Source organism: Cupriavidus ulmosensis, from assembly GCF_977008105.1.
This window is the reverse complement of the sequence record NZ_CDRMWP010000003.1, coordinates 51292-75246: the sequence shown is the minus strand read 5'-3', so window position 1 is coordinate 75246 and position 23955 is coordinate 51292. Positions and strand designations below refer to the sequence as shown.

Below are 23955 nucleotides of genomic sequence, written 5' to 3'. Positions count from 1 at the left end.
CCGGATAGAGAGGTGCGCCCCCCAAGATGGCGAGCAAGCGTCGACATCATGACGTTTTCGACAGAAAGTGAATTGCAATCAACTTTCACCGCCGCCCCCCATTTCCATTCATTGACCCTGTAGCTACTACAGGCTATCCACTACAGTCATTGGCAACGCGATGCGCTACGAGACGGCGAAACCAGAGCCACCCAAGGCGCGGCGAACGCGATGACACATATCCATTAAGGAGAAAAAGATGGGTTTCCTAGAACGGCTTTTTAGCGGTCACGGCAGTGGCCACCACGGCAAGGGAATGCGGCGCGGTCATGGCGGGGGCAATCACGGTAGCGGGTATGGTGATTCCGGCCACCGGTACGACAATCCGCCAGCCCCGCCGCAAAATTATGCCGGGCTTACCTGTCCAATCTGTGGTGTCGTGAGCGCCCAGGGTGCACGCTTCTGCCAGCAATGCGGTAGTTCGCTGGTCCCCGCTCCGTGCACGCAATGTGGCACCGCTCTTTCGCAGAATGCGAAGTTCTGCGGCAGTTGCGGCAAGGCCGCGAAGTAAAGGCACTGTGAGACGGCGCGTCCGGCATCTTTTTGCCAGGACGCGGCACGTCATCATCTGGACTTCTCGCGATAAGCGAGCAGCCGAAGCGCGTTGAACACGACAATGAGGGTCGAACCCTCGTGCATCGCGACGGCGGTGCCAATACCGAGACCAAGAATCGTCGCAGGCAGAAGGAAGGCCACGACGCCGAGACTGATATACACGTTCTGAAGGATGATGGCCCGCGTGTGACGGCTGAGCCCGACCACAAACGGCAGGTGCTTGAGATCGTCGGCCATCAGTGCAACATCGGCTGTTTCGAGTGCCACGTCCGAACCTGCAGCGCCCATTGCAATGCCCACGGTAGCATTTGCCATGGCGGGGGCATCGTTGACGCCGTCCCCCACCATCGCCACCTTGGCTTCCTCGCGCAATTTCTGAATCGCTTCGACCTTGTCCTCGGGCATCAGATCGCCCCAGGCTTCGTCGATGCCCACCTCCTTGGCAACCGCTTCTGCAGCGCGCTGGTGATCGCCCGAAATCATGATCATCCGCATAATACCAAGATCGCGCAGTGCCTGAAGAGCGGCCTGTGCCGAAGCCCGAGGCGTATCCATGAGACCAATGGCGCCAAGATCCCGGTCTCCGTGCCTCACGATCATGGTCGTGCGACCGCTGCTGCGCAGCATCTGCGCAGCCTTCATCATCGCGTCGCCCAGCGGTGCAATGGCTTCGGCTCCAAACATGTCCGGTTTGCCAATCCACACGGTTTCGTTGTCCAACGTCGCAGTTACGCCGCGCCCGGTCAGACTCTGGAGATGCGATGCTTCTTGAACGACGCTGCCGTTCAGGAGCTTGCGGCCATCGCGCGCTATCGCAGCGGCCAGAGGGTGGTCACTAAGAGACTCCACGGCCACCGCTACCGTCAGCAATTCCTTTTCGGAAATGCCGTCAGCAGCAATAACATCGGTGATGTGAGGACGCCCTTCGGTGAGCGTTCCCGTCTTATCGAATGCGATTGCCTTGAGTGAACCAAGATTCTCGAGCGGAGCACCGCCCTTAATGAGTACCCCTCCACGGGCCGCCCGTGCCACCCCTGAGAGGACCGCGCTAGGTGTAGCGATGGCCAGCGCGCATGGGCTAGCAGCAACCAACACCGCCATGGCGCGGTAGAAGGTGGCGCTGAACGGCTCATCAACGACCATCCCCGCAAACAGCAACAACGCCACCAGCACGAGTACCGCTGGGACAAAAATCCGCTCGAACTTCTCGGTAAATCGTTGACTAGGCGATTTCTGCGCCTCGGCCTCATTGACCATCTTGACGACTTTAGCCAATGCGCTCTCACTGGAAAGGCGTGTCACTTCTACCTCAATGGCCCCGGCTCCATTGATGGTTCCGGCGAACACGCGCGAGGTGGCCTCGACGGCGTCTGGCTTCTTTCTTGCTGTGCGGGCGTCATCCACCGGCTGCTTGTCAACCGGAATGCTCTCGCCAGTTACAGGCGCCTGATTGACCGAGGACGTTCCTTTCACCAAGAACCCATCGACCGGCAAACGTTCGTTTGGCCGGACAACAACCACATCGCCGACACGCAACTCCTCTACTGGAACCTCCCGCACATCGCTGTCGCGACGCACCCTGGCCGTCGCAGGCGCGAGCGCGGCAAGCGCTTCGATGGCCCGCTTTGCCCGACCCATCGCGTAGTGCTCGAGTCCATGACCGAGACTGAACAGGAACAGAAGTAGTGCGCCCTCGGCCCACGCCCCGAGGGAAGCCGCGCCGGTAGCGGCAACCAGCATCAGCGTATCGATCTCGAACTTTCTCAATCGAAGGTTCTCAATGGCCTCCCGCACGGTATAGAAACCACCAAAGAAGTATGCACCGACAAAGAGAACGGTCGGGATCCAGCCGGCCGCATTGTCAGCCAGCTTCTCAATCGCGAATCCAGTGCCGAGCAAGGCCCCGCAAACGACAGAGAAGACCAGCTCAGTGTTCTGCCCAAACATCCCGCCATGCCCGTGCTCCACATGCTCCTTCCCATTCCCATGCGCATGATCTTCAGCGCCTTCGTCGTGATCATGATCAGCATGGCCGCCGCCTTTCGGTGCTCCACTGTCAACCGGAACCAAATCCCGCCGGCCTAAGGCCTCCTGAACCCTTGCCGCCGAGGTCTGTTCGCTATCAAACTCGACGCGCGCTAGGCCGGCCGGACTGACTTCTGCCTCAATGACACCTGGCAAAGAACGTAACTGGCTTGCGATGGTCCTTGCGCGCCGTGCATGCGTAATGCCTTTTACCTTCCAGAGTGCATGTCCGAAGCGCGAAGAGATCGTCGCGCCGGTACTGGTCATCAGTTCACGGATTCGGGAAAGGGAAATGACGGCCGGATCGTAGTGGACACATATCTGTGGTCCGTGACCGACGTTTCCAACCTTCAGGTGCGCTGCTTCGACGCCTTCCTTTGCTCGCAACTCGGCTAGCAACCGCTCGACACAGGGGTCCGAGGAATCGGGAACGTCGGGAAGCAGTATCGGGATATCCAATCGCAGCTTTTTGGTCATTGTCGCGGGCTCCAGTTAGTCTGAAATGGCAGTTATTGCGTGCACTATTAGCAATCAGTGTGCCTCGCATTTCTTCCGTCCGGCCAACTTCTCACCATCACATTGCAGGTCCGTAATACATCGGTAATCTGGCGGCCATCTGGGCGTACTATCGTGTGGATGACACGGTCTGCGCGCAACGCGTTCCGGAACCCCTTACATGATCTGCGCCGTTGCCTACTCCGCCCTGCTAATCTACGTGTCGCCTGTTCCTGCTGGCGCGGATAGCAATTTCTGCCGGCAGCACCCAACGTGGGATGCCACCACCGAGCAGCGAGCATACGGATGTGCGCCATATAGGTATCTGCTGGCTCGGGCAGCCAATCCCAGACATCGCACCGCCAAGCACCCGTCGAAGCAGCAATCACCAGCCAGTACACCCGAGCCGACTCCCAAAGACCCTCCCAAAGACACCTCCAGCGCTTCAAGCAGACCTATGCCAACTGGCCGATAGTACGAGCAACCACTACGGCCGCATGTTCTGGTAGAGCTTGAGGATGTCCTTGTACTCGTCTGCAGTCCTCTGAATGGAGAACCGCATGCGAAGCGTATTCTCCGCAAACGCCACGCGCTCGACGTCTATCTCCACGGTGTTGCCGTCTATGCTCGACTGAAGCGGCACCCGATACAGGAGATCCTCCTGCAGCGTCGGTTTGCTGGCTTCAATATGCCGCGACGAGGTCATCGTCATCCCGGAAAAATTCTGTCCACTTCCCATCACCCGCTCCAACTCGGCACTGAAGTCGATGTCACGCGCCTTGTAATTCGGTGTGTCCGCATTCGCGATGTTTGCAGATAACAGTTCAAACTTCCGCGTCCGGAGTCTCAGCGCCTGCTCGTGAACGCTGTCTTGACTACGGGTCAACTTGGCGATGTAAGGGATGCCCATCTCGAATATCCAACTAGTTCGGAGCATGCAGCGTATTCCAGCAACATTTGACTCTATCGCTAGAGCAACGCCCCCTTTTCACGAGTTTCCCATTACCAATTCGCAATGTTGGTATCGAGGTAAAAAAACGAAGCTTCCATTTCCTTGAAGTATTTTCAATGATGGCCTTCCATGGTGCGCGCCTTATGTCGCCTTTTGACCACGAAGTGACTCAGTGTAATTGCAATGCAATCTGAGCGTCATCTGCGGATTTCTATACTCGCCCTACGAAAATTCTTTCGAGCCCTACTGAGGAGAATCCATGAAGATTGGTCGCATTACCGTCGCAACGCTCGGTCTGTTTGCCACAACAGCCTTCGCCCAATCCAGCGTGACGCTGTACGGTGTCGCCGACGCAGGCATCGAGTATCTGAGCAACGTTCCGTCTGCTTCGTCTGGTGGTTCAAGCCAGGTTCGCATGAGCTCCGGCAACATGTCGACGTCGCGCTGGGGCATGCGTGGCGTTGAAGATCTCGGCGGCGGCCTGAAGGCCATCTTCGAGCTGGAAAGCGGCATTTCGTTCGATACCGGCGCACAGAACAACAGCACGCGCCTGTTCGATCGCGGCGCTTTCGTTGGCCTGAGCAGCAAGTACGGCGCGCTGACACTTGGCCGCCAGACCACGCCTCTATATGACACCACGCTGCAACTCGATCCGATGGGTTTCGCGCCGCGCTACTCGCTCTACAAGATGGATGACGTCTTGGCAGGCCGCGCGGATAACGCTGTCAAATACCGTGGCACGTTCAGCGGCCTGACAGTCAGCGGTCTCTACAGCTTCAGCCGCACCGGCGGTGGTGAAGTGCCGGGCAACTACAAAGTTGACCGCAACATGGGCGTGTCGCTCATGTACGAAACCGGTGCGCTGGCGGTTGGCGCGGTGTATGACGAATTCCAAGGCACTTCCGTCGCAACGGCAGATCGCAAAGATCGCCGCGCACTCGTTGGTGCTTCCTACGCGTTTGGCCCGGCGAAGGCGTTCATCGGCTATCGATGGTACAACGGCAATGTCGGCACGCTTCCCACGAACGGTTCGAACCTGTATTGGGCCGGTCTGCGCTACGGGCTGACGCCGGCGTTGACGCTGACGGGGGCGGCCTATTACACCGACAGCCGCAACTCGGGCGCAGACCCGCTCCTCTTCGTTGCCTCGGGAGACTATGCGTTCTCGAAGCGCACCGATGTATATATGAACGTTGGCTACGCGTTGAACCGCGGAAACTCCCAACTTGGCATGAACGGCTTCAACTCGGCGACGGGAAGCCCGAATAATGTTGTTCCTGGCAAGGACCAAACCGGCGTTATCGTAGGCGTACGCCACAAGTTCTGAACCGCCTTAATAGGATCGACACTTTCTTGTTAATTCAAGAGAGTTTTTGCCTCCCACCGGGAGGCATTTTTTTATGACAAGATCGTAATACGCAAGTAATCCAGTGGATCAGATCCGATCGCTAGACTATGAAAACTGTGAGCGATTAAAGACTCACGAATATTGACTCCGGAGAGATTCCATGAAGACGATCCACACTGCCCTGGTCGCTACTGCCCTCATGATTGCTGCCGCCGGTTCGGCCATTGCTGCAACGCCTGAAGGACAGATCCACCGCCCGCGCGACCCGTACACCGACGGGGGACGTGCAGCAGTCAGCAACATCTACTCCGATGGTGCACGCCTCGACACGCGTGACGTGTTCACCGACGGTGCACACGGGATTTGACGCACGGCCACACACTGAGTACAGACCGACCCTGTGAGGGGAGAATCGGTCAGTTGCTTGGCTCCTGGTGCCGTTTCGCTCCGGCCCGACAGCGAAAGATTTCGAAGCTTGTCTCCGCAAAGTAGACAATTTTTTTTGTCCAACCCGTCGATTCCACGCTTTACTGTGCATCGCCAGGTCGCGGAAATGGCACTTATACAACATGGAGAAAGCCCCGCATTTGGCGGGACTTGCAGTTCATCTTCCCAACGACGCTCAACCACCTGTGAAGAGGTCGCTCCTATCAATGTAGACGCGCACGCCAGCGCTACCTGGCAGGTCTGGCAACAACAAGCCAAGGTCGACGCTCGTGTCCTTGATCATCTGTGCGAAGGTCCAAGCGGAGACCTGCTCTCCGGCCCGAAATGCGACCGTCTCGCCAGAGTCAACGTTGACGTACCGCAGCCCTGACTTCACGTCGACAATGCGAGTCACGCCGGAAGGATCGGCTTGATCACCGAACAAGGCGGCGTGACGCTTCGACGCCGCTTGCTCGGCCGAAGCAGACACACTAGCCTTCGAGCCGTGCTCTTCCATTGCGTACAACGCCGACATCCCGCCCAACATAATCGCCACAAACAGCAAGGCAGATCTCTTCGCCTTCATGATCATCTCCTTCATAGAAATGTCGTTGATCTATGAAAACGAGTGTACGAGCTGCACTCCGTCTACAGTCTTGCCCAGGGATTACAGATAGGTAATGGCGCTCAATCTGGTCCCTACCCAACGACTGAGCGGCCTTGGCTGAGCCGGCCACCGGCCGACCGTGCCGATGCCTGAGCTCCGTCGATGGGGAAGCGCAATGTAAAACGCGTCTTTCCATCCGGGCCGCTTACGACTTGGGCATCTCCGCCATGAAGCTCCATGATGGACCGGACGATGGCAAGTCCCAATCCCGTGGACTGCGATGAGTTGGATCTTGCCCTGTCTCCTCGGAAGAATCGATCAAAGATGAGCGATAGTTCCGGCTCTGGAATCGAATTTCCGATGTTGATTACATCGATGCAGCAATACTCAGCTTCGCGGCGCACGATCAAATTGATTGGAGAACCAGGTCGTGCATGTCGCACCGCATTCGACAGCACGTTGTTGATAGCGCGCTGGAAGAGAATCGCATCAGCGACCAAGGTTGCATCACCACTCACCCTGATCTCGACACTTCGCTCCTCTGCGAGTACCGAGAAATAGGCTGACAACTTGCGTAGCTCTGCATTCAATTGAATTACCGTTAACTCGAGCGCCACCTTGGCACTGTCGGCCCGCGCGAGGAACAACATTGCATCGATCATCCTGGCAAGCCGCTGATACTCGAGCAGGCTTTCCTCAACCAAGACGACATACTCGGGGCCTGAACGCTCGCGTGACAGCGCGACCTCCGCATGTCCGATAAGGTTGTTGAGCGGTGTACGCAAATCATGCGCGAGGTCCGCCGAGAATCGCGACAGCTTCTGATATCCATCCTCAAGACGCTGCAGCATGGCATTGAACGCCATGGCAATATCCTGCACCTCTGTCGGTGCCGGTGGCGTGTCCACCCGATAGCTGAGCCGCTCCACACTGATCCTGTTAATCTGCTTGATCAGCGCGTGAGCCGGCTCCAGCTCGCGGCGCGTAATGGCGGCGCCCACCATTGCCGTCAATATTACGCCAACGGTGGTACCAAGTATGAGCGTGGTGCGGAATCTCGCCGTAACCTGCTTCCTGTCATCGCCGGATTTTCCGACTACCACAATCACCTGCGTCCCATCCTTACCCAGCACCGCATCAGCGGACTGGATCATCAACGACGACTTCTGTGCGGTCGTGGCATCGCTAGAATCCAGTTGAAGCAGTGCATCATTACCGGTTCGAAACAATATCCGGCCGTCTTGTGCGGCTACACGGACGATGAGGTCCGTGTAGCCACGTATCAGGTCATCGAATCGGTGCTGCGCTGCAGGGACACCTTGCACCCCATCGACCTCGCGTAAAAAATGCTCGACCTGCTCCAGTTTTCCCTTTACGACCGCCCCGTCCCTGGCCTCAAGTTGTGCGGCCAGCGAATAATAAGCAAATGCACCCATGCTGGCCAGTGCGATGGACAGCACTAGTGCAAAGAACAGTCCGAGGCGGCTCGTAAGTGATAGCGGTGTCACGGATTTCCTGCGGCGCAACCCTTCATCGACCGCGTTCTGGGTCGAGAACATACCCCATACCCCTTACCGTGTGGATCAGCTTCTGGTCGAACGGGTCATCAAGCTTAGAGCGTAGGCGCCGGATGGCAACGTCGACGACGTTGGTGTCCGTGTCGAAGTTCACGTCCCAGACCTGGGACGCGATGGTGGTCCGCGATAACACCTCGCCTCGTCGCCGCATGAGCAGATGCAGCAACGAAAACTCCTGGTTGGTCAACTCGATCCGGATCGCACCTCGGAAGACCCGACGACCAAGGACGTCGACGTCCAGATCCGCGATGCGTAGCCGCTCGGACTCCTTAGATGTGCTTTGCCGGAGGCAGCGCCGGATGCGCGCGAGCAACTCAGCAAAGGCGAATGGCTTGACGAGATAATCATCCGCCCCGAGTTCGAACCCCCGGACACGATCCGCGACATCATCCAATGCCGTCAAAAACAGCACTGGCGTCTCGGATTTCGAGCGTATCGACTTGATCACTGTCCAACCGTCCGTACCCGGCAGCATGACGTCGAGAATGATAGCGTCGTATTCCGTCTCTTCCGCCATGTGAATGCCATCGCTTCCGTTATCCGCAATGTCGACGACAAATCCCGACTCTGTCAGCCCCTTCTGTAAATACTCCGCGGTTCGCGGCTCATCTTCTATAACTAGTACACGCACCGTTAGTCTCCTCCTGTAACGTGCGATTTTGATCCGACCAATGCCGGTGACGCGTTGAAGTGCTGTGCAACATCCGCTAGTTCGCAGGACGAAAGCTCGAACTGGATGGTCACATGGGTGATATCGAACTCCTTGGCCAGCATCTGCTTCAGTTCAGGCAAAACCTCCATCTCGGGATTGACAGCGGTATCGTTGACGACATGAACCGTCAAACTGGCTTTGCCGCTAGTCAGTGCCCAGATATGAAGATCATGGAAGCTCTTGACGCCGCGCGTGGTGAGGATCTTGGCTTCGACCTTCGCCAGGTCCACGTCATCGGGCACGCCTTCGAGCAGTACATTTAGACTGGACGTGAGCAGGATCCATGTCCGCGGCAATACCCACAGCCCGATCAGTACGGCAATGGCCGAGTCCACCCAGGCCCATCCGGTGAAGCGGATGATGATCGCGCCGGCAATCACGCCCACGGAGCCAAGCAGGTCGCTCCATACTTCAAGGTAGGCCCCCTTGACATTCAGGCTGGTGCTTTGCCCCGACGACAGCATGCGCATACTGATAGTATTGATAATCAGGCCCAGCACCGCCACGATCAACATGCCCGTCGATTCAATCTGCGGAGGCGACTTCAAGCGCACGTAGGCTTCGTACAGAATGTAGACCGCGACGCCGAACAGCAGCAGCGCGTTGAAAGCCGCGGCGAGAATCTCGAAGCGGTAATACCCGAACGTGCGTCTCTTGTCAGCCGGACGCTTCCCTATGGAGATCGCTGCAATCGCGATCGCCAGAGCAACCGTGTCAGTGAGCATGTGCGCGGCGTCGGAGATCAATGCCAGGCTCTTCGTCATAACACCGCCCACTACCTCGGCAATCAGGAACGTACCGGTCAGTGCAAGCGCAATCTTGAGGGATCTCTCGTTGCCACTGAATTGATCATGAGAGTGTCCTGCACCCATAGAACCTCCTAGAAAAAGATGAGGCGATCCGAAGACCGCCCCGGTGTACGTTATGCCGGCTGATGGCCCTGGTCAGGTTGCTCCTGTTGAGCAACCTCCACGCGTGTGTCTTCGGCGTCCTCGTCCTTGCGGTGGGCAAGGCGGTAGAGCACCGGCAACACCAGCAGCGTCAGCGCCGTGGAGGATAAGATGCCGCCGATCACCACGGTTGCGAGGGGGCGTTGGACCTCAGCGCCTGTACCTGTCGCGATGGCCATCGGGACAAAGCCCAGCGAAGCCACCAGCGCTGTCATCAGCACCGGGCGCAGTCGAGTCAGCGCACCCACCCGGACCGCGGAGTCCAGGGAATGACCTTCTTCACGCAGCGATCGGATGAACGACAGCATCACCAGGCCGTTAAGCACCGCCACACCGCACAGTGCGATAAATCCCACTGCCGCGGTAATCGACATCGGAATGCCACGTAGCCAAAGTGCCAGGATACCGCCCGTCAGTGCAAAGGGAATGCCCGTGAAGACCAGCAGGCCATCCTTGATATTGTTGAACATCGCGAACAACAGCACGAACACCAGTAGCAGTGCCACGGGCACTACCACCTGCAGGCGGGTGGTCGCCGACTGCAACTGCTCGAAGGTTCCCCCCCATGTCGTCCAATAGCCGGCCGGGATCTTGACCTGGCTTTGAATGGCCGCTTCCGCCTCGGGCACAAAGGAGCCGATATCGCGTCCACGCACGTTGGCACTGATCACGATGCGGCGCTTTCCGTTTTCCCGCGAGATCTGGTTGGGACCGGGAGCCATCTCCAGCGTGGCCACTTCGCTCAATGGGATAAACGTCGTCTTCGCATCCACCCCCTTGGGCAACGGAATCGGCAAGCGGCGCAAAGCCTCTACCTCTCCGCGCACGGCCTCGGGCAGGCGAACCACGATATCGAAACGGCGATCACCTTGGAAGAAGGTACCGGATTCGCGACCGCCCACGCCTGTTGCCACGGCGTCTTGCACATCGCTCATGTTGAGACCGTATCGCGCGGCCTTGTCCCGATCGATCTTGACCGTCAGCATCGGCAGGCCGGTGGTTTGCTCCACCTTGACCTCTTGGGCGCCCTGAATGCTCTGCAACACCGCCGCTACCTTCTTGGCGGTTTCGTTAAGAACGTTGTTGTCGTCACCGAAGATCTTGACGGCAACGTCGGAGCGAACCCCGGAGATCAGTTCGTTGAAGCGCAACTGGATCGGCTGGGAGAACTCGTAGTTATTCCCAGGAATCCTGTTGGCCTCCGCCTGAATGGCCGACAGCAGTTCAGCATGCGTCTTCTTCGGCTCCGGCCAGTCCTTCACTGGTTTGAGCATGATGTAGCCATCAGAGATGTTCGGTGGCATCGGGTCGGACGCAATCTCCGCGGTACCGGTACGCGCAAAAACCCGATCGATCTCAGGGAATTTCGCCTTCAGCGTCGTTTCGATCTGCTTCTGCATCTCCACGGACTGCGAGAGGCTCGTGCCAGGGATGCGCAGCGCCTGGATGGCGATATCGCCTTCATTCAGACTCGGAATGAACTCGCTACCCAGCCGCGCTGCAATGGCCACGCATAGAACGATGGACACTGCCGCAAACGTCAGAACGACTGGAGTGTTAACCAGTGACTTCTCCAGCAGTGGCTCATAGCGACGCTTCGCCCACAGCATGAGGCGGTTTTCTTTTTCCGCTACGCGCTCACCGATGAACAGCGCCACCGCAGCCGGCACAAATGTCACAGAGAGAATCATCGCGCCGAGCAGTGCCAGCACGACAGTGAAAGCCATCGGATGGAACATCTTGCCTTCCACACCGGTCAGCGCAAAGATCGGCAAGTAGACGATCATGATGATGAGCTGACCGAAGATCAGCGGGCGACGTGCCTCCTTCGCTGCCGCGAACACCTCGTGGAACCGTTCGGTGCGCGTCAATGGGCGCCTATGATGCTCTTGTGCATGTGCCAGCCGTCGCACACAGTTTTCGACAATCACCACCGCGCCGTCGATGATGATGCCGAAGTCGAGGGCGCCCAAGCTCATCAGGTTAGCGCTGATCTTGTAGTTCACCATTCCTGTGAAGGTGAACAACATCGCCAGCGGAATGATCATCGCAGTGATCAGCGCCGCACGGATGTTCCCCAGGAAGAGGAAGAGGATCACAATGACGAGCACCGCGCCTTCAAGAAGGTTCTTCTTGACCGTAGCGATGGCCTTGTCGACCAGCCGCGTGCGGTCATACACCGTCACGATCTTTACGCCTTCGGGCATCGTGCGATTAATGGCGGCCACCTTTTCATCGACCGCCTGCGACACAGCCCGGCTGTTCTCGCCAATCAGCATGAACACCGTCCCAAGCACGACCTCCCTGCCATTCTCGGTCGCCGCACCCGTGCGCAGTTCCTTGCCGATCTCCACATCGCCTATGTCGCGGATGCGGATCGGCTGACCCTGCGCCGTGCCAACAATAATGTTGCGGATGTCGTCCTCTGACGCGACTTGACCAGGCGCACGAACCAAGTATTGCTCACCCCGGCGCTCGATGTAGCCTGCCCCAACGTTGTCGTTGTTCTTGTTCAGCGCATTGACGACGTCGGTCAGGGTCAGCCCATACGAGGCCAACCGTTCGAGACTCGGCGCAACGAGGTACTGCTTATTGAACCCGCCGATCGTGTTGATTTCCGTCACACCCGGCACGTTACGGAGTTGCGGCCGCACCACCCAATCCTGAATTTCACGCAGGTCTGTGGGTGTATAGGTTTTCCCATCGGCTTTGCGGGCCCCTTCCTCGGCTTCGACGGTCCACAGATAGATTTCGCCAAGACCGGTGGAAATAGGACCCATCGCCGGCACAACGCCCTCAGGCAAGTTATCCTTGGCTTCCTGGATGCGCTGGTTGACGAGTTGTCGCGCGAAATAGATGTCCGTGCCATCCTGGAAGATGACCGTGACCTGCGACAGGCCATAGCGGGACAGCGAACGGGTCTGTTCCAGACCCGGCAAGCCGGCCATCACCACCTCAATCGGATATGTGACGCGCTGCTCGGTTTCCAGTGGCGAGTAGCCCGGTGCTGAGGTATTGACCTGGACCTGAACGTTGGTAATGTCAGGGACGGCGTCGATCGGGAGCTTGTTGTAGTTGAAGATTCCCAGCCCGGCCATTCCAAACACGGCGAGCAAGACCAGCCATCGCTGCTCGATGGCGAAGCGAATGATACGTTCAAACATTGCTGTTTCCCCCGTATCAATGGCCGTGTTCGGCACTGGATTTGCCAAGTTCGGCCTTCAGAACAAAGCTGTTGGCGGCCGCGTAGCGTGCACCCGGCTTCAGGCCCTCGACGATCTCGACGACCTTTCCGTTCGTGCGACCAATCTTCACCGGCTGTGGCACGAAACCTCCTGGCACGGCAACAAACACGACGCTCTCGCCATCAATGTCTTGGACGGCTTCGGTCCGAACCGCAACCAGTACTTCGACATCTGCGCCGAAGACATCGACTGTGACAAACAAACCCGGTCGCCACGCCATCTGCGGATTGGTCAATGTTACGCGGGCCTTCGCCGTCCGCGTCTGTTCACCCAAAAGCGAACCCACGTATGAAACAGTGCCACCCGCCTTCACGTCCGACGATGCGGAGTTGATCGAGGCCTTCTCACCAATGCGCACCCGCTCGAGGTCCTTGGCCGATACCACAAACTCGGCCCAGACAGATGACAGGTCCGACAGTGTGAAAACGTTGGCGTTGTCCGCGACGGCTTCGCCGAGGGAGATATGCTTCTCGACGATCATGCCGTCGAACGGCGCACGCAGTTCATAGCGGTTCAGTGCGGTAGAGTTGTTGCTGGCACCAATGGCCGTCAACTTCTGCTGGGCGTTCTGGACACTGATCTGGGCTTCCTGCAACGCGTTACGGGCGGCCAGATAATCTTGTTCCGCAGAGATCTTCTGTTCCCACAGTTTCTTTTCGCGGTCGTAGGTGACGCGCGCCAGATCCAGGCGCTTCTGCGCAGCGAGCAGTTCGCTGCGCTGATCGGAGAGCCCGGTGCTCGCGATAACGGCAAGAACCTGTCCCTTCTTGACCTGCTGTCCGATGTTGGCCGGAACGCTCTCCACCACGCCAGCCAGACGCGGCACAACGTGAGCCGTCTTGTCCTCGTTGAAGCGAATCTCACCCGGGAACTGGACACCTGCTTGAACCTTGGCCGAGCCGGCCGTCTGTACAACCACCCCGGTCTTGGCTACCTGGTCGGCCGTCAACTCGATCTTTCCTTCTTCCTTGGAAAGCTTGACGGCCAACGGCGTCGTGGAACCGGGCAGAGTGACATCTGCCGTCACGTCGAAGACGTGGGGCTCTGCAACAGGCTGCTGGCTTTCCAGCGCATCGCCGGAGACCACGAATTTGAGGGCCTGCGTTTCACCCGTAGCCCGCACAAGTTGACCAGTGCCGGCCACACCCTTATCCACGGCCTTACCTGACTTGCTGACCCAGACACGGATGCGAGCTTCGCCCTTCGATTCGGCGGTGCCGATTTCCACATCGTAGCCATCACGGGAGAAGAGCGCGCCACCGTTGACGCCCTTTTTGACTTCGTGATGCTCGCCGTCACCGTGTGATTTGTCGTCTTTGTGCTCAGCGTTCTCCGCCTGCTTGCCATGATGCTCGTTGTCGCGATGCCCGTTGGTTTCGGAGTGTCCGCTCTGTTCTGCGGTGCCGGACCGACCGCTCAGCAGCACGGCGCCGGTCGTGACGCCGCCCACCAACACGATGGCTGCGATAGCAGCCTTTTGTTTATTTGAAATAACCATGTTTGTTGAGTTCCCGCCTTAACGTCCCAGAATGCGATCGATCGTGGTCGCCGCCTGATAGGTTTGTCCAAGCACCCCGAGATAGCGGATGCGTGCCTGGAAAAGCGTGCGCTGCGCATCCAGGACGTCCAGATAGTTGAATTTGCCAGCCTCAAAGCCGATGGTGGCCGCGTTAAAAGCTTGTTCCGCCCCAGGCAGGACGGTTTGCTTCAGTGTTTGCGCGGAGGCGCGGGAGACCGAAAGCTGGTTCGAAGCAGCCAGAAGGTTTCGTGTCAGTCTGACCCGATTGGCCAGATATTCATCCTGTGCCTTGTCAGCCTGGCGAATGGCCGAGTACAGATTGCCCTGGTTCCGGTCAAAGAGCGGCAGAGGGATCGCCACGCCTATTACTGCCATATTCCGATTTGCCTCGGAATCACGCTTGGCGCCAAGACTGACAGTCAGGTCCGGATACTGGCGGCTTCGCTCAACATTTATCAACGCCTGGCGACGATCGAGCTCAGCACGACTGGCAGCCACCAGCGGCGAGTTCTCGAGTTCCTTCTGGAGAATTTCTGGTGCCGGCCTGGATGGGAGCGCGTCCAGGTTGCCCTGTGCTTCGGCAAACTGCGGCGCCGCGTTTCCCCACAGCGCTGTCAGAGCCTGGCGGGCAGACTGCAGGCTGGCAGTCGCTTCTGCCAGTTCGAGTTCGGCATTGGCCTGCTCCACGCGCGCCTTGGTTTCATCAACAGGGGAGATCTTGCCGGCTGCCACGCGACGTGAGGCGGCTTGTGCGCCCCGTACAGCGATATCTGCGGAGCCTGTCGCCAACTTGATGCGCTCCTGCGCTATCAAGACGGCAAAGAAGCTCTCTATCACTTGCGCCCGGATGTCGCCGCGAACGCCAGCTAGCGTTGCCTGCGCCAGTTCGCGCGTCCTTTCCGCAGCATTGATACGGGCCGATCGCTTCCCGCCCAGTTCGATCGGGATATTCATCTGCGCGGTGGATGTGCGGGTGGACTTCCGCGTGTCTTCGACCAGCGTCTGGAGTTCGGGGTTGGGAATAACCCTTGCCTGCATGATCCCACCTTCCGTGGAATCCAGTTCCTTGGCCGCAGCGGACAAGCTGAAATTGCTTCCTGCAGCCAGCGATAACGCGGCTTCGAGTGTCAACGGCCCCGTTGCTTCCATGGGAAACGCGGGCGCGGCAGACGTGCCGGTATCAGATTGCGCTACAGCAAAGTTTGGGCTGAGAAATGCTACCGTCAGCCCGAGCGGCAGAAATAGTCTTCGCATCGAATTGCACCAGGGTTTTTGACCAGGAGAATTCGGCGAGCGACGAAAGGAGAAATAGAGTCGTCGTCTCGCCGATCAAGCGAGACGCTGCCACTGAGGACGGTCGGGTTCCCTAGCGTTCAACGATGTGAAGGCGAATCCGTGCTGGCAATTGGTCACTTCGACGCGTTTCGCAGTCGGCATGCCCTGCGCCTGTCCATGGACAAATTGGAGGGAAGCAAGGTGACACACACCGCAGTCAGTATCCACGACCGACTTCTTCTCAACATCGGCCTTACCTTCCGGTTGCTGATGTCGGTGTTCGTGGTGCCCGAGGTGCCACACGGCTGCCGCCTTCTCGTGCTGACAATAGCGTGCGGCTGCCGCCCAGGAGAACTGGAATGGCAGAATAAGCAGCACGAAGATCAGGGCGAAACGTCGCATTTCGGGGCGAAGGTACGGGGCTCGGAGGTGGAGTATTGCCGGCTTGGCCGTTGACGAAGTCTACATGAATCCACGATCACTAGCATTAAGATCAGATTACGATTACCGCCTTCGCCTGCTCGTTTTCGAGCGGCGCTTGCTGCTCTCATCGTCCTTGCGCTTCGGTGTCGGCCCGTACTTCCATCGTAGGTATGCGGCGAACCCCACATAGAGGGCCACTAGGCCGATCAACATAATGACCATGCTGAAAACAACAGAATCGGACACGTGATCGTAGTGCATGGTTGCGCAAGTATGCAGTGTTGAGCGGGCCCGGCGTCTAGCATCAGGCCCGCGTCATGACGGCCCGAAGGACTCCGGTCTTATGGAAGAGGTCAAACGATTCCACGACCACGGATAGGCTGAGAAACCAGACAGAGTCGGCAATGTTCCGTTGGAACGAGGATATATGGGCCGGCCATGTTGATTTTCCCCGACACAACGACAGTTGGGGGAAAAACGCTGGTATGCGACGAACATACTCCGCGAACTCAAGAAACGCAGACGAAAGAAAGCGACCATCTGTCCGGATGACAGCCGGGGACATCAGCACAAACGCAGACGTCAGGACAGCCGTAACCATCAGCGATTCAGTCATCGGGCTCGATCCGACGATGCCCAGGATGTTGCACATATGGAGCGGATGCCGGCAGAGCGAAATGGACCCGATGTGACAGGTATTGTTCTTGCGCCCTGGAGGGTATAGCGAGCAGCGGAGCCATCCGACCGTGGCCAGGCTCACTCCGACCATTCCCGGCGTCAGCATTGGCGGCCAGACTCACTTACCGTCCCACCGAGAATGACCGCAGAGCAGGCTTGCCGGGACGAATGCTACGACGACACGCCAAACGCCAATACGATGACGGGTCAAAAATTCGTCCGGCGTCTTCGGGAGGCCGGCGGGCTGTGAAGCGAAAATGGAAGAATCGGTCATGCTGTCAGGGGCTGGGAGAGGAAATCGCGCGCACCGTCTTTGGACAGTAACTCACACGAAACGAGCGCTAATGGCCAGTATTCTAAAGTAGGCCCTCGTCTACGAGGCTTTATTGCCAAAATGTAATACGTCGTTAATCTTTCCCATCGCCCCGAATCGCGCCGCATCATGGCTCAGCAATCCGAGCGTCATCATCGAAAAAATTGACTGTCGCGGCCATTATCAGCGCCCAGTCGGAGACTTGCACAATCATGAACGACACCCTTCGCACATTGAGTTCGGAGTTCTCCGATCTAGCTGGTGCCGCCGAAGCCATACGAGCGGTCGCCCGGACGCGGATGACGGTATCCGTCGTCTTGGGGGGACTTACTGGGCATAAGCGTGAGAATTCTGGAAAATCCGCCCGCGTCCGCACTCATATGCTCGTGGCGCTGGGCGCCCGCATCTTTGTCCTGATGCCTCTCCAGGCGGACGTGCACTCGCCGACATGAGCCGCGTCCTTCAGGGACTGACATCGGGCATTGGGTTCCTCTGTGCGGGTGGCGCCATCCTGACGCCTGACAATGGGACGCATACAAGGGGCTTCGTGACCGCCGCCAACATCTGGATCGCTGCTGTGATTGTCCTGGCTGCCGGAATGGGGCATGCGACGACTACCGTCATTGCAGCCGGCTTCGCGCTTATTGTTCTCCGAGTTCTGCAAATATCGAAAAAGCAGGGGCGTCCAGTGCGAACTGCGCAGACCGCTTGCGATGAACTTTACGAACTTGTCATGAACCGTCAACGAGACAGCAAGCTGTGAGCGCTATAAATGGGCAGGCGACTATCCCCGATCGCATAGTCGATTCAATCACCTAAAGCCACATATTTGGCATCAGCCGGAGCAGGAGTCAATAAAATGAAAGGTATCGCATTTGCCATCGTTCTATCGGCCAGCATCGCGGCGCCCGCCTTTGCGCAAGGCAGCAGCGATTCCTCACAAGGTCGCAGCCGTGCGGAGGTCAAGAAGGAGCTCGCAAAGTCCAAACACGACGGAACGTTCATCAAGAAGAACGGCGAGTACCCACCCAGCGAGCAGACGGTAAAGCAACAGAAGGCTGAGCATGCCGCATGGATGCATTCCAAAGACGGTGCCAATCCGGCGTTTGACAAGCATGACGAGCCGAATGCCCATCGGTAAGTCAATTGACCAGAGCACATACTCGAAGGCCGTCGAGGGCGAGGCCTCCTGTCTATCCAAATGGTCACACGGTACTCCAATTGCGCCGGATGGGTTCTGCTCTCGTATTCCCGCGACCAACTGGTGCTAGCGATGGGGCGCACCGGTCGAGCGCCAGTGTAGTGCTGTCGCGACGTTCCTAAGCGCCGCACGCGGGAGACAGTCAAGGCCAGAGTCGGAGCACGAGCCTCACGGTCGCGCAGAAGTGGTTGGCGACGCCGATAGTACCGAAAAAGAAAAAGGGCGCTTGGGCGCGCTTTTTCTCTGGATACCAGAATCTCAGCGTTTGACGGCTTTCAACTGGCGTTTGAATGCCTTCAGGTTGGAGACAGCGAACAGTTGGCTGCGGCCAATCTCGCTGCTAGCGACCAGCTTCTTAGCCTGCACATAGCGTCGGAAGGTTGGCATTGACACTTCCAGGTACTCAGCGGCTTCGGCAGCCGTGAACTCATTGTCGGCAAGGTGGCCAAAGACTTCTTCGTGGCTCAGGTTACCACCGGAGAATGCTTGTTGCCCCACCAGCGTGAAGAACTTCACACGCTCCCGGGCAGGCATCTTGCCGAGGGTCTCCATCAGTTCTACTGCAGTCATGGTGCTCATCATTTCCTCTCTGCCTTCGAGTACAGCTTGAGCTGCGCGTAGAAATTCTCGTGCGAGCCCACTTGGTAAAAATCAATCATCAACAACTCGACATCGACTCCTTCGGCTCGTTGCTCTGGCGTTGGCGGCCGATAGGCGACTAAGTATTCTTGGCTCCGGAACCTAAACTTGTGGACCCAGATTCCGGCCAGGTCTCCTACCTTTGGCTCCCCGATATCCGGGTTGCTACAAACGACCTCTACTTCGTCCTCAATGGCCACTTGGGGAGTGGCTTATGCGCCCTCTTGACAAACTGACCGAAAGGCTTCCTATAGCTTGGCATCATGATCTGATATAGCATCATTTCTGATTCTATATCGCATCATTTTGCATTTCAATGTCCAGGTAGCCGATGACTGCCGTTGGCGGGCGACTCTGGGGAATATAGGACCATCAGATCCACCAGTTTCGGGTCCGCCGGCGTAGTCCCCCCCCCCCCCGACGCAGCCGTCGGCAACACTGTTGCGACACACGACGCTGGCAGATCGCTCACGCGCTGGTCTGGCATGGCGCGGCAAACCGCAGTGTTCAAGGCGGGGAGAGCATTCCAGAAATTCGAGTTGCGCCAGCTCCAACAGTCACATTACGATGATTCCGGCGGTGTGATTTCCCCGAAGTCGCCTGATAGCTATCAGGTAGCTACCAGATATCCTCCCGATGAGAGAGGCAGACTACTGCCCCATACAAGCCGGACTAACGATGCGCTCACGGGCGCGCGGATGGCGCCGGCAGGAGACAAAGGACATGCAGATGCAGGCAAGCGGCTTTGCGTGCCCGCCAGCCACGACCCCGGCGCCCCGCGCCGCGGACGGCGGCGGCCGGGTGATGTGGATCACGCCGGACCGGCTGTTCTATGCGGGCCTGCTCGGTTCGCCGTCGGTGCGGACCATGGGCGGGCTGCTGATCTACGTGGCGCTGCGGGCGCCGATCCGCATCAGCCTGGACGGTACGCGCTGGGACGCCACCGAACTCGCCGTGGTGCCGGCCTACATGCCGCATTCGGTCGCGTGCGACGACCGCATGATCTGCGACATCGGGCTGGAGGCCGAGAGCATCGACCCGGCGCGGCTGCCCGCCGTGATCCGCGGGCAGGCCGGGCCGGTGGAGGACGCCGCCTTCGCCCGGCACGTGCGCCAGGCCCACGCCTGGCTCAGCCGGCACGGCAAGGCGCTCGACCTGCAGGCCGGCAGCTTCGACCAGATCTTCTTCGGGCAGGCGCTGGCGCGGCGCGCGCTGGACCCCCGCATCGGGGCAGTGGTGGAGCGCATCCGCGGCGCGCCGTCGGACACGGCCACGGCGCAGTCCTGCGCGGCGTCGGCGCATCTGTCGTTCTCGCGCTTCCTGCATCTGTTCAAGGAAGAGGTGGGCGCGCCGTTCCGCAGCTTCCGCACCTGGAAGCGCGCGCGCAGCCTGCTGCATTACGTCACACAGGATTCCAACCTGGCGCACGTGGCGCTGGATACCGGCTACCCGGATTCCACCCACTTCAGCCATTCGATCCGGCAGGTCTATGGGCTCAAGCCGAGCGACATCTTCGCCGGCTCGCGCAAGCTGGCCCTGCTCGGCGAGCAGCGGGTAGAGGCTAGTCGGTAACCCTTCCTTTCGTTCAACGTCCGGGATACTGGCCTGCGGCAATGTCTTCTAACGGCGCCGCGCCCGTCGGCTCCCAGCCCAGTAGCGAACGCGTGCGCGCACTAGAAGCCGCGCATCGGCACCGAAGATCGCGCCCAGCCAATCAAAATGGGCCTGCGCGCGATCGGCAGGAACGGATTCCACCGGCACGCCCAGAAACCGGCTCAGCGCGATCGCGATGTCGCTCGGGGCGACGCTAACAGCCGTGATGGACGCCGTCGGCGTCCGCGCTGTCTTTCCTCGGCCTGAAGGACGAAGCTTGCCGCGCCCAGGGGTCAAAGTCACACGGCTACGCCGCTTTGACGGCTCGGACGTCGCACCCAGAGGGCACCAGGCCGGCCAAGCCCACAAATGCCGATGCCGGCCGTCCACACGCGGCCGCATTATCGGCCGCAAAGCGCTCCCAGTGCTGATGTGCGTGCCGTGCGATCGCGGCTCCATGTGGGCTGTTATAGAGCTACTCGCCACTGCTCAGGCAGTGACGCCGCGCTGCGCATACCCCATTCGGAATGAAAATGACATCGCAGCCGTGGCGTCAGCAGCCTATGCGATATCCTTGTGCTGCGTGGTCGAGTTCGTGATATTCGCGGTACAAGCCACGGCTGCCGCTGCAGCGGCCGCGAGGACCCCGTTCACTCAACTTTCGCGGCCCCTGAATGGAAGACAGCATACCCCTGATCACCACGCTCGCCGCTGGCTTCAGCATCGCCTTGATGCTTGGTTTCCTTGCCGAGCGAGTCAAGGTACCGGCGCTGGTCGGCTATCTGGTCGCCGGAATCATCATCGGCCCCAGCACGCCCGGTTTCGTGGCCGATGTGCGTCTGGCCTCCCAGCTCTCCGAGATAGGTGTCATGCTGCTGATGTTCGGTGTCGGCCTGCACTTCTCCGTCAATGACCTCTTGGCAGTTAAACGCATCGCTGTACCAGGTGCCCTGCTGCAGATGGCATTGGCTACGGTGCTGGGCCTGCTGGTCGCGTGGTGGTGGGGGTGGGGTTGGGGCAGCAGTTTGATTTTCGGCCTGGCTCTATCATGCGCCAGTACCGTGGTGCTACTCAAGGCCCTAGAAACACGTGGCGCACTCGAGAGCATGAACGGCCGCATCGCGGTCGGATGGCTGGTGGTCGAAGACTTGGCCACCGTGCTGGTGTTGGTCTTGCTGCCGCCGCTGACCAACTTCCTGGGCGGCACCGTGGCGGTACCGCCAGCCGAATCGAGACCCTTGTGGACGACCATTGGGCAGACGTTGTTGCAGGTGTCCGCCTTCATTGCGCTGATGCTCATCGTTGGCCGCCGCGTGCTGCCCTGGCTCTTGTGGCAAATCTCGAGTACGGGCTCACGCGAGTTGTTCACCCTATCGATAATCACTGGCGCCATTGGCATTGCCTACGGTGCAGCCGAGCTCTTCAGCGTCTCCTTTGCTCTGGGAGCATTCTTCGCCGGAATGGTCATGCGGGAATCTGAGTTCAGCCATCGAGCCGCTCAAGAATCCCTACCACTACGCGATGCCTTTTCCGTTCTCTTTTTTGTGTCGGTGGGCATGCTGTTCGAACCAGCTATCCTGATGGAAAAGCCGGTGCACGTGTTCGGCGTGGTGGCCATCATTATCCTCGGTAAATCCATTGCGGCATTGGCCCTCGTCCTGGCCTTCCGCTACCCGCTCAACACCGCGCTGACTGTCTCTGCCAGCCTAGCGCAAATCGGCGAATTCTCGTTCATCCTGGCCGGCCTGGGACGTTCCCTTGGCCTGCTGCCCGCCGAAGGCATGAGCCTGGTGCTGGCCGGCGCGCTCATTTCTATTGCCCTGAATCCTATGCTTTTCGCAGCCATCGAGCCGCTGCGCCGATGGGTACTCCGACGCTCGAAACTGGCTCGCCGTCTGGAGCAACGAGGCGACCCCTACGCCGAACTGCCTACGACCACAGAGCGCAAGTATCTGGAGGGCCAAGTCGTGCTGGTGGGCTACGGTCGGGTGGGCAAGCGGATCGCTAGTTCACTAGACGCCCGCGGCATCCCCTATGTAGTGGCGGAACAGAACCGGGAACTGGTTGAGGACTTACGCAAGAAGGGCATGGTGGCAGTGTGGGGCAATGCTGCGGATCCTTCGGTATTGATTCAGGCCCACATTGCCGACGCGGCCATGCTCGTGGTGGCAATGCCCGATTCGCTCAATGTCCGCCAGATGGCCGACACGGCGCGCACCCTTAACCCGGGAATCGAGATCGTGATGCGCACGCACAATGAAGACGAGTCACTGATGTTGCGCAAGGAGGGAATCGGAACGGTCTTCTTCGGCGAGGAGGAACTGGCAAAAAGCATGGTCCACCATGTTCTCCAACGGTTCGCGCCGCAGTCGAATCATTCGGCCACTGGTCACGCTTGAGTACCGATCCCTCGGCGCGATTCCGTATGGCCAACGGTAGCGCGATTCACCAGATCTTCTGCTACCAGGCACTTTCGCTTACTCCTTGCCGGTTAGTAGGTTGGTACTGTATATTTATACAGTACTAGCCGCATCCCGGAAAAGTTGACTCCTGAAGTCAAGCCCGTGCGGTGCCCGTGCTTCCTCTCCCTTCACCTCGAAAGGTAATCATGTTCGTGGACCGCACCGAAATCATCAACGCCGCCAAGGCACTGCGCGCCAGCCAGGAAGAATCCCGATACAGCAAGCTCGTCGCGCTCGCGAATAAGCAACTCAAGGCAATGCAAACGGCAATCCAGAGGGGCAAGGAAGAATTCGAGACCAGACTGGTACTCGAAATCAGCGAAGACAATCCGAAGGTGGCGCTGGAACCGCGAGCGCATCGGCTAGCCGACGACCTCAGATCGCAGGGCTACACCGCAACGGTGACCACGTTTGCCGAGGTCAGCACCGACCGCAAGAACTGGACACCAAATATCACGGTCGTCATCGGTCTGGGCGATATGGTTTCCGAAGCCGACGCTACGATAGCGGAAAGCATGGTGACCGACGAGACGGAAGTCGCGCTGGCTGGTGAAGCTGCCAATGAAATGGCCTGACAGCAGGCGGCCGATTCGAGATAGGATCCGGCATCACGGGGTTCGCGTACGGTCGCGAGCGTGATGACCCTTGGCGCGGCAGGCCTCGTCCTTCAGGGCGAGGAAGGATAGCGCAGACGCCGAAGGCGTCCGTTACGGCCGTTAATGTGGCGTCGGCTGTGTTCCATGTACTAGCGGACGATCTCAATGGGAGCAACGCCACAGCTTCCAGCAAAGTGGACGGCGACCATAGCGCACTGCTCCACAGCTTGCGCCGAATGCTGGGGTGCCGAATGTCATTGTCGTCGCTCATAGACCAAACCAGACAAACGACTACGTAGAGCATCACGTGGCGCAGTAGGAACTC

19 protein-coding genes and 1 pseudogene are annotated in these 23955 nt (G+C 58.9%); 8 read left to right on the top strand and 12 right to left on the bottom strand.

Annotation, left to right across the window (positions count from 1 at the left end):
* Positions 1 to 238: 238 nt before the first annotated feature.
* On the top strand, positions 239 to 550 hold the full coding sequence (locus ACWTPI_RS34260; protein WP_082080010.1) for a double zinc ribbon domain-containing protein: 312 nt from the start codon (positions 239 to 241) through the stop codon (positions 548 to 550).
* A gap of 53 nt (positions 551 to 603) precedes the next feature.
* On the opposite strand, the gene ACWTPI_RS34255 is transcribed toward ACWTPI_RS34260, so the two are convergent.
* Complete coding sequence (locus ACWTPI_RS34255; protein WP_059414494.1) at positions 604 to 3096, bottom strand: heavy metal translocating P-type ATPase; 2493 nt, start codon at positions 3094 to 3096, stop codon at positions 604 to 606.
* Positions 3097 to 3601: 505 nt separating this feature from the next.
* The gene (flgB, locus tag ACWTPI_RS34250) at positions 3602 to 4024 is read right to left on the bottom strand and encodes a flagellar basal body rod protein FlgB (protein WP_059414647.1); all 423 of its coding nucleotides are present in this window, start codon (positions 4022 to 4024) and stop codon (positions 3602 to 3604) included.
* Positions 4025 to 4325: 301 nt separating this feature from the next.
* Between flgB and ACWTPI_RS34245 the strand changes: the two genes are divergently transcribed.
* On the top strand, positions 4326 to 5393 hold the full coding sequence (locus tag ACWTPI_RS34245; RefSeq protein WP_059414496.1) for a porin: 1068 nt from the start codon (positions 4326 to 4328) through the stop codon (positions 5391 to 5393).
* A gap of 181 nt (positions 5394 to 5574) precedes the next feature.
* Complete coding sequence (locus ACWTPI_RS34240) at positions 5575 to 5781, top strand: hypothetical protein (RefSeq protein WP_082080013.1); 207 nt, start codon at positions 5575 to 5577, stop codon at positions 5779 to 5781.
* Between the two features lie 255 nt (positions 5782 to 6036).
* On the opposite strand, the gene ACWTPI_RS34235 is transcribed toward ACWTPI_RS34240, so the two are convergent.
* The 8 genes from ACWTPI_RS34235 to czcI form a co-directional block, all read right to left on the bottom strand.
* Positions 6037 to 6441, bottom strand: coding sequence for a CzcE family metal-binding protein (locus ACWTPI_RS34235; RefSeq protein ID WP_269432187.1), 405 nt, complete (start codon positions 6439 to 6441; stop codon positions 6037 to 6039).
* 98 nt (positions 6442 to 6539) lie between these two features.
* Entirely contained in the window at positions 6540 to 8006 is a 1467-nt protein-coding gene (locus tag ACWTPI_RS34230; protein ID WP_059414497.1) for a sensor histidine kinase, read from the bottom strand.
* The gene (gene czcR / locus ACWTPI_RS34225; protein WP_059414499.1) at positions 7978 to 8655 is read right to left on the bottom strand and encodes a heavy metal homeostasis two-component system response regulator CzcR; all 678 of its coding nucleotides are present in this window, start codon (positions 8653 to 8655) and stop codon (positions 7978 to 7980) included. Before czcR ends, ACWTPI_RS34230 begins: the two co-directional genes overlap by 29 nt.
* A 2-nt stretch (positions 8656 to 8657) precedes the next feature.
* A complete protein-coding gene (locus tag ACWTPI_RS34220; protein ID WP_059414501.1) occupies positions 8658 to 9608 on the bottom strand; it encodes a cation diffusion facilitator family transporter in 951 nt (316 codons plus the stop codon).
* A 50-nt stretch (positions 9609 to 9658) separates the two neighbouring features.
* Positions 9659 to 12850, bottom strand: a complete 3192-nt coding sequence (gene czcA, locus ACWTPI_RS34215) for a heavy metal efflux RND transporter CzcA (RefSeq protein ID WP_059414504.1) — start codon at positions 12848 to 12850, stop codon at positions 9659 to 9661.
* A 16-nt stretch (positions 12851 to 12866) separates the two neighbouring features.
* The gene (gene czcB, locus ACWTPI_RS34210) at positions 12867 to 14429 is read right to left on the bottom strand and encodes a CzcB/NccB family metal efflux transporter periplasmic adaptor subunit (protein WP_059414506.1); all 1563 of its coding nucleotides are present in this window, start codon (positions 14427 to 14429) and stop codon (positions 12867 to 12869) included.
* A gap of 18 nt (positions 14430 to 14447) precedes the next feature.
* Positions 14448 to 15704, bottom strand: a complete 1257-nt coding sequence (gene czcC, locus ACWTPI_RS34205) for a heavy metal efflux RND transporter CzcC (RefSeq protein ID WP_059414508.1) — start codon at positions 15702 to 15704, stop codon at positions 14448 to 14450.
* Between the two features lie 75 nt (positions 15705 to 15779).
* Positions 15780 to 16127, bottom strand: coding sequence for a cation efflux protein, CzcI family (czcI, locus tag ACWTPI_RS34200; RefSeq protein WP_156174002.1), 348 nt, complete (start codon positions 16125 to 16127; stop codon positions 15780 to 15782).
* Between the two features lie 1224 nt (positions 16128 to 17351).
* Between czcI and ACWTPI_RS34195 the strand changes: the two are divergent.
* Positions 17352 to 17902: pseudogene (locus ACWTPI_RS34195) on the top strand (MgtC/SapB family protein).
* Positions 17903 to 17998: 96 nt separating this feature from the next.
* Positions 17999 to 18280 carry a DUF4148 domain-containing protein gene (locus ACWTPI_RS34190; RefSeq protein ID WP_082080014.1) on the top strand — a complete coding sequence of 94 codons (282 nt, stop codon included), beginning with the start codon at positions 17999 to 18001 and terminating at the stop codon, positions 18278 to 18280.
* A gap of 318 nt (positions 18281 to 18598) precedes the next feature.
* On the opposite strand, the gene ACWTPI_RS34185 is transcribed toward ACWTPI_RS34190, so the two are convergent.
* Both ACWTPI_RS34185 and ACWTPI_RS34180 read right to left on the bottom strand, forming a co-directional pair.
* Positions 18599 to 18922 (bottom strand): helix-turn-helix domain-containing protein, encoded by a 324-nt coding sequence (locus tag ACWTPI_RS34185; RefSeq protein ID WP_454727993.1) that lies wholly within the window; start codon positions 18920 to 18922, stop codon positions 18599 to 18601.
* Entirely contained in the window at positions 18919 to 19179 is a 261-nt protein-coding gene (locus ACWTPI_RS34180; protein WP_082080016.1) for a type II toxin-antitoxin system RelE/ParE family toxin, read from the bottom strand. Before ACWTPI_RS34180 ends, ACWTPI_RS34185 begins: the two co-directional genes overlap by 4 nt.
* Positions 19180 to 19702: 523 nt before the next feature.
* Between ACWTPI_RS34180 and ACWTPI_RS34175 the strand changes: the two genes are divergently transcribed.
* From ACWTPI_RS34175 to ACWTPI_RS34165, 3 genes are all read left to right on the top strand, one after another.
* Positions 19703 to 20551, top strand: a complete 849-nt coding sequence (locus tag ACWTPI_RS34175; RefSeq protein ID WP_370552870.1) for an AraC family transcriptional regulator — start codon at positions 19703 to 19705, stop codon at positions 20549 to 20551.
* 695 nt (positions 20552 to 21246) lie between these two features.
* On the top strand, positions 21247 to 22971 hold the full coding sequence (gene ybaL, locus ACWTPI_RS34170) for a YbaL family putative K(+) efflux transporter (RefSeq protein ID WP_059414518.1): 1725 nt from the start codon (positions 21247 to 21249) through the stop codon (positions 22969 to 22971).
* A 209-nt stretch (positions 22972 to 23180) separates the two neighbouring features.
* Positions 23181 to 23609, top strand: a complete 429-nt coding sequence (locus ACWTPI_RS34165; RefSeq protein WP_059414520.1) for a hypothetical protein — start codon at positions 23181 to 23183, stop codon at positions 23607 to 23609.
* Positions 23610 to 23955 lie beyond the last annotated feature (346 nt).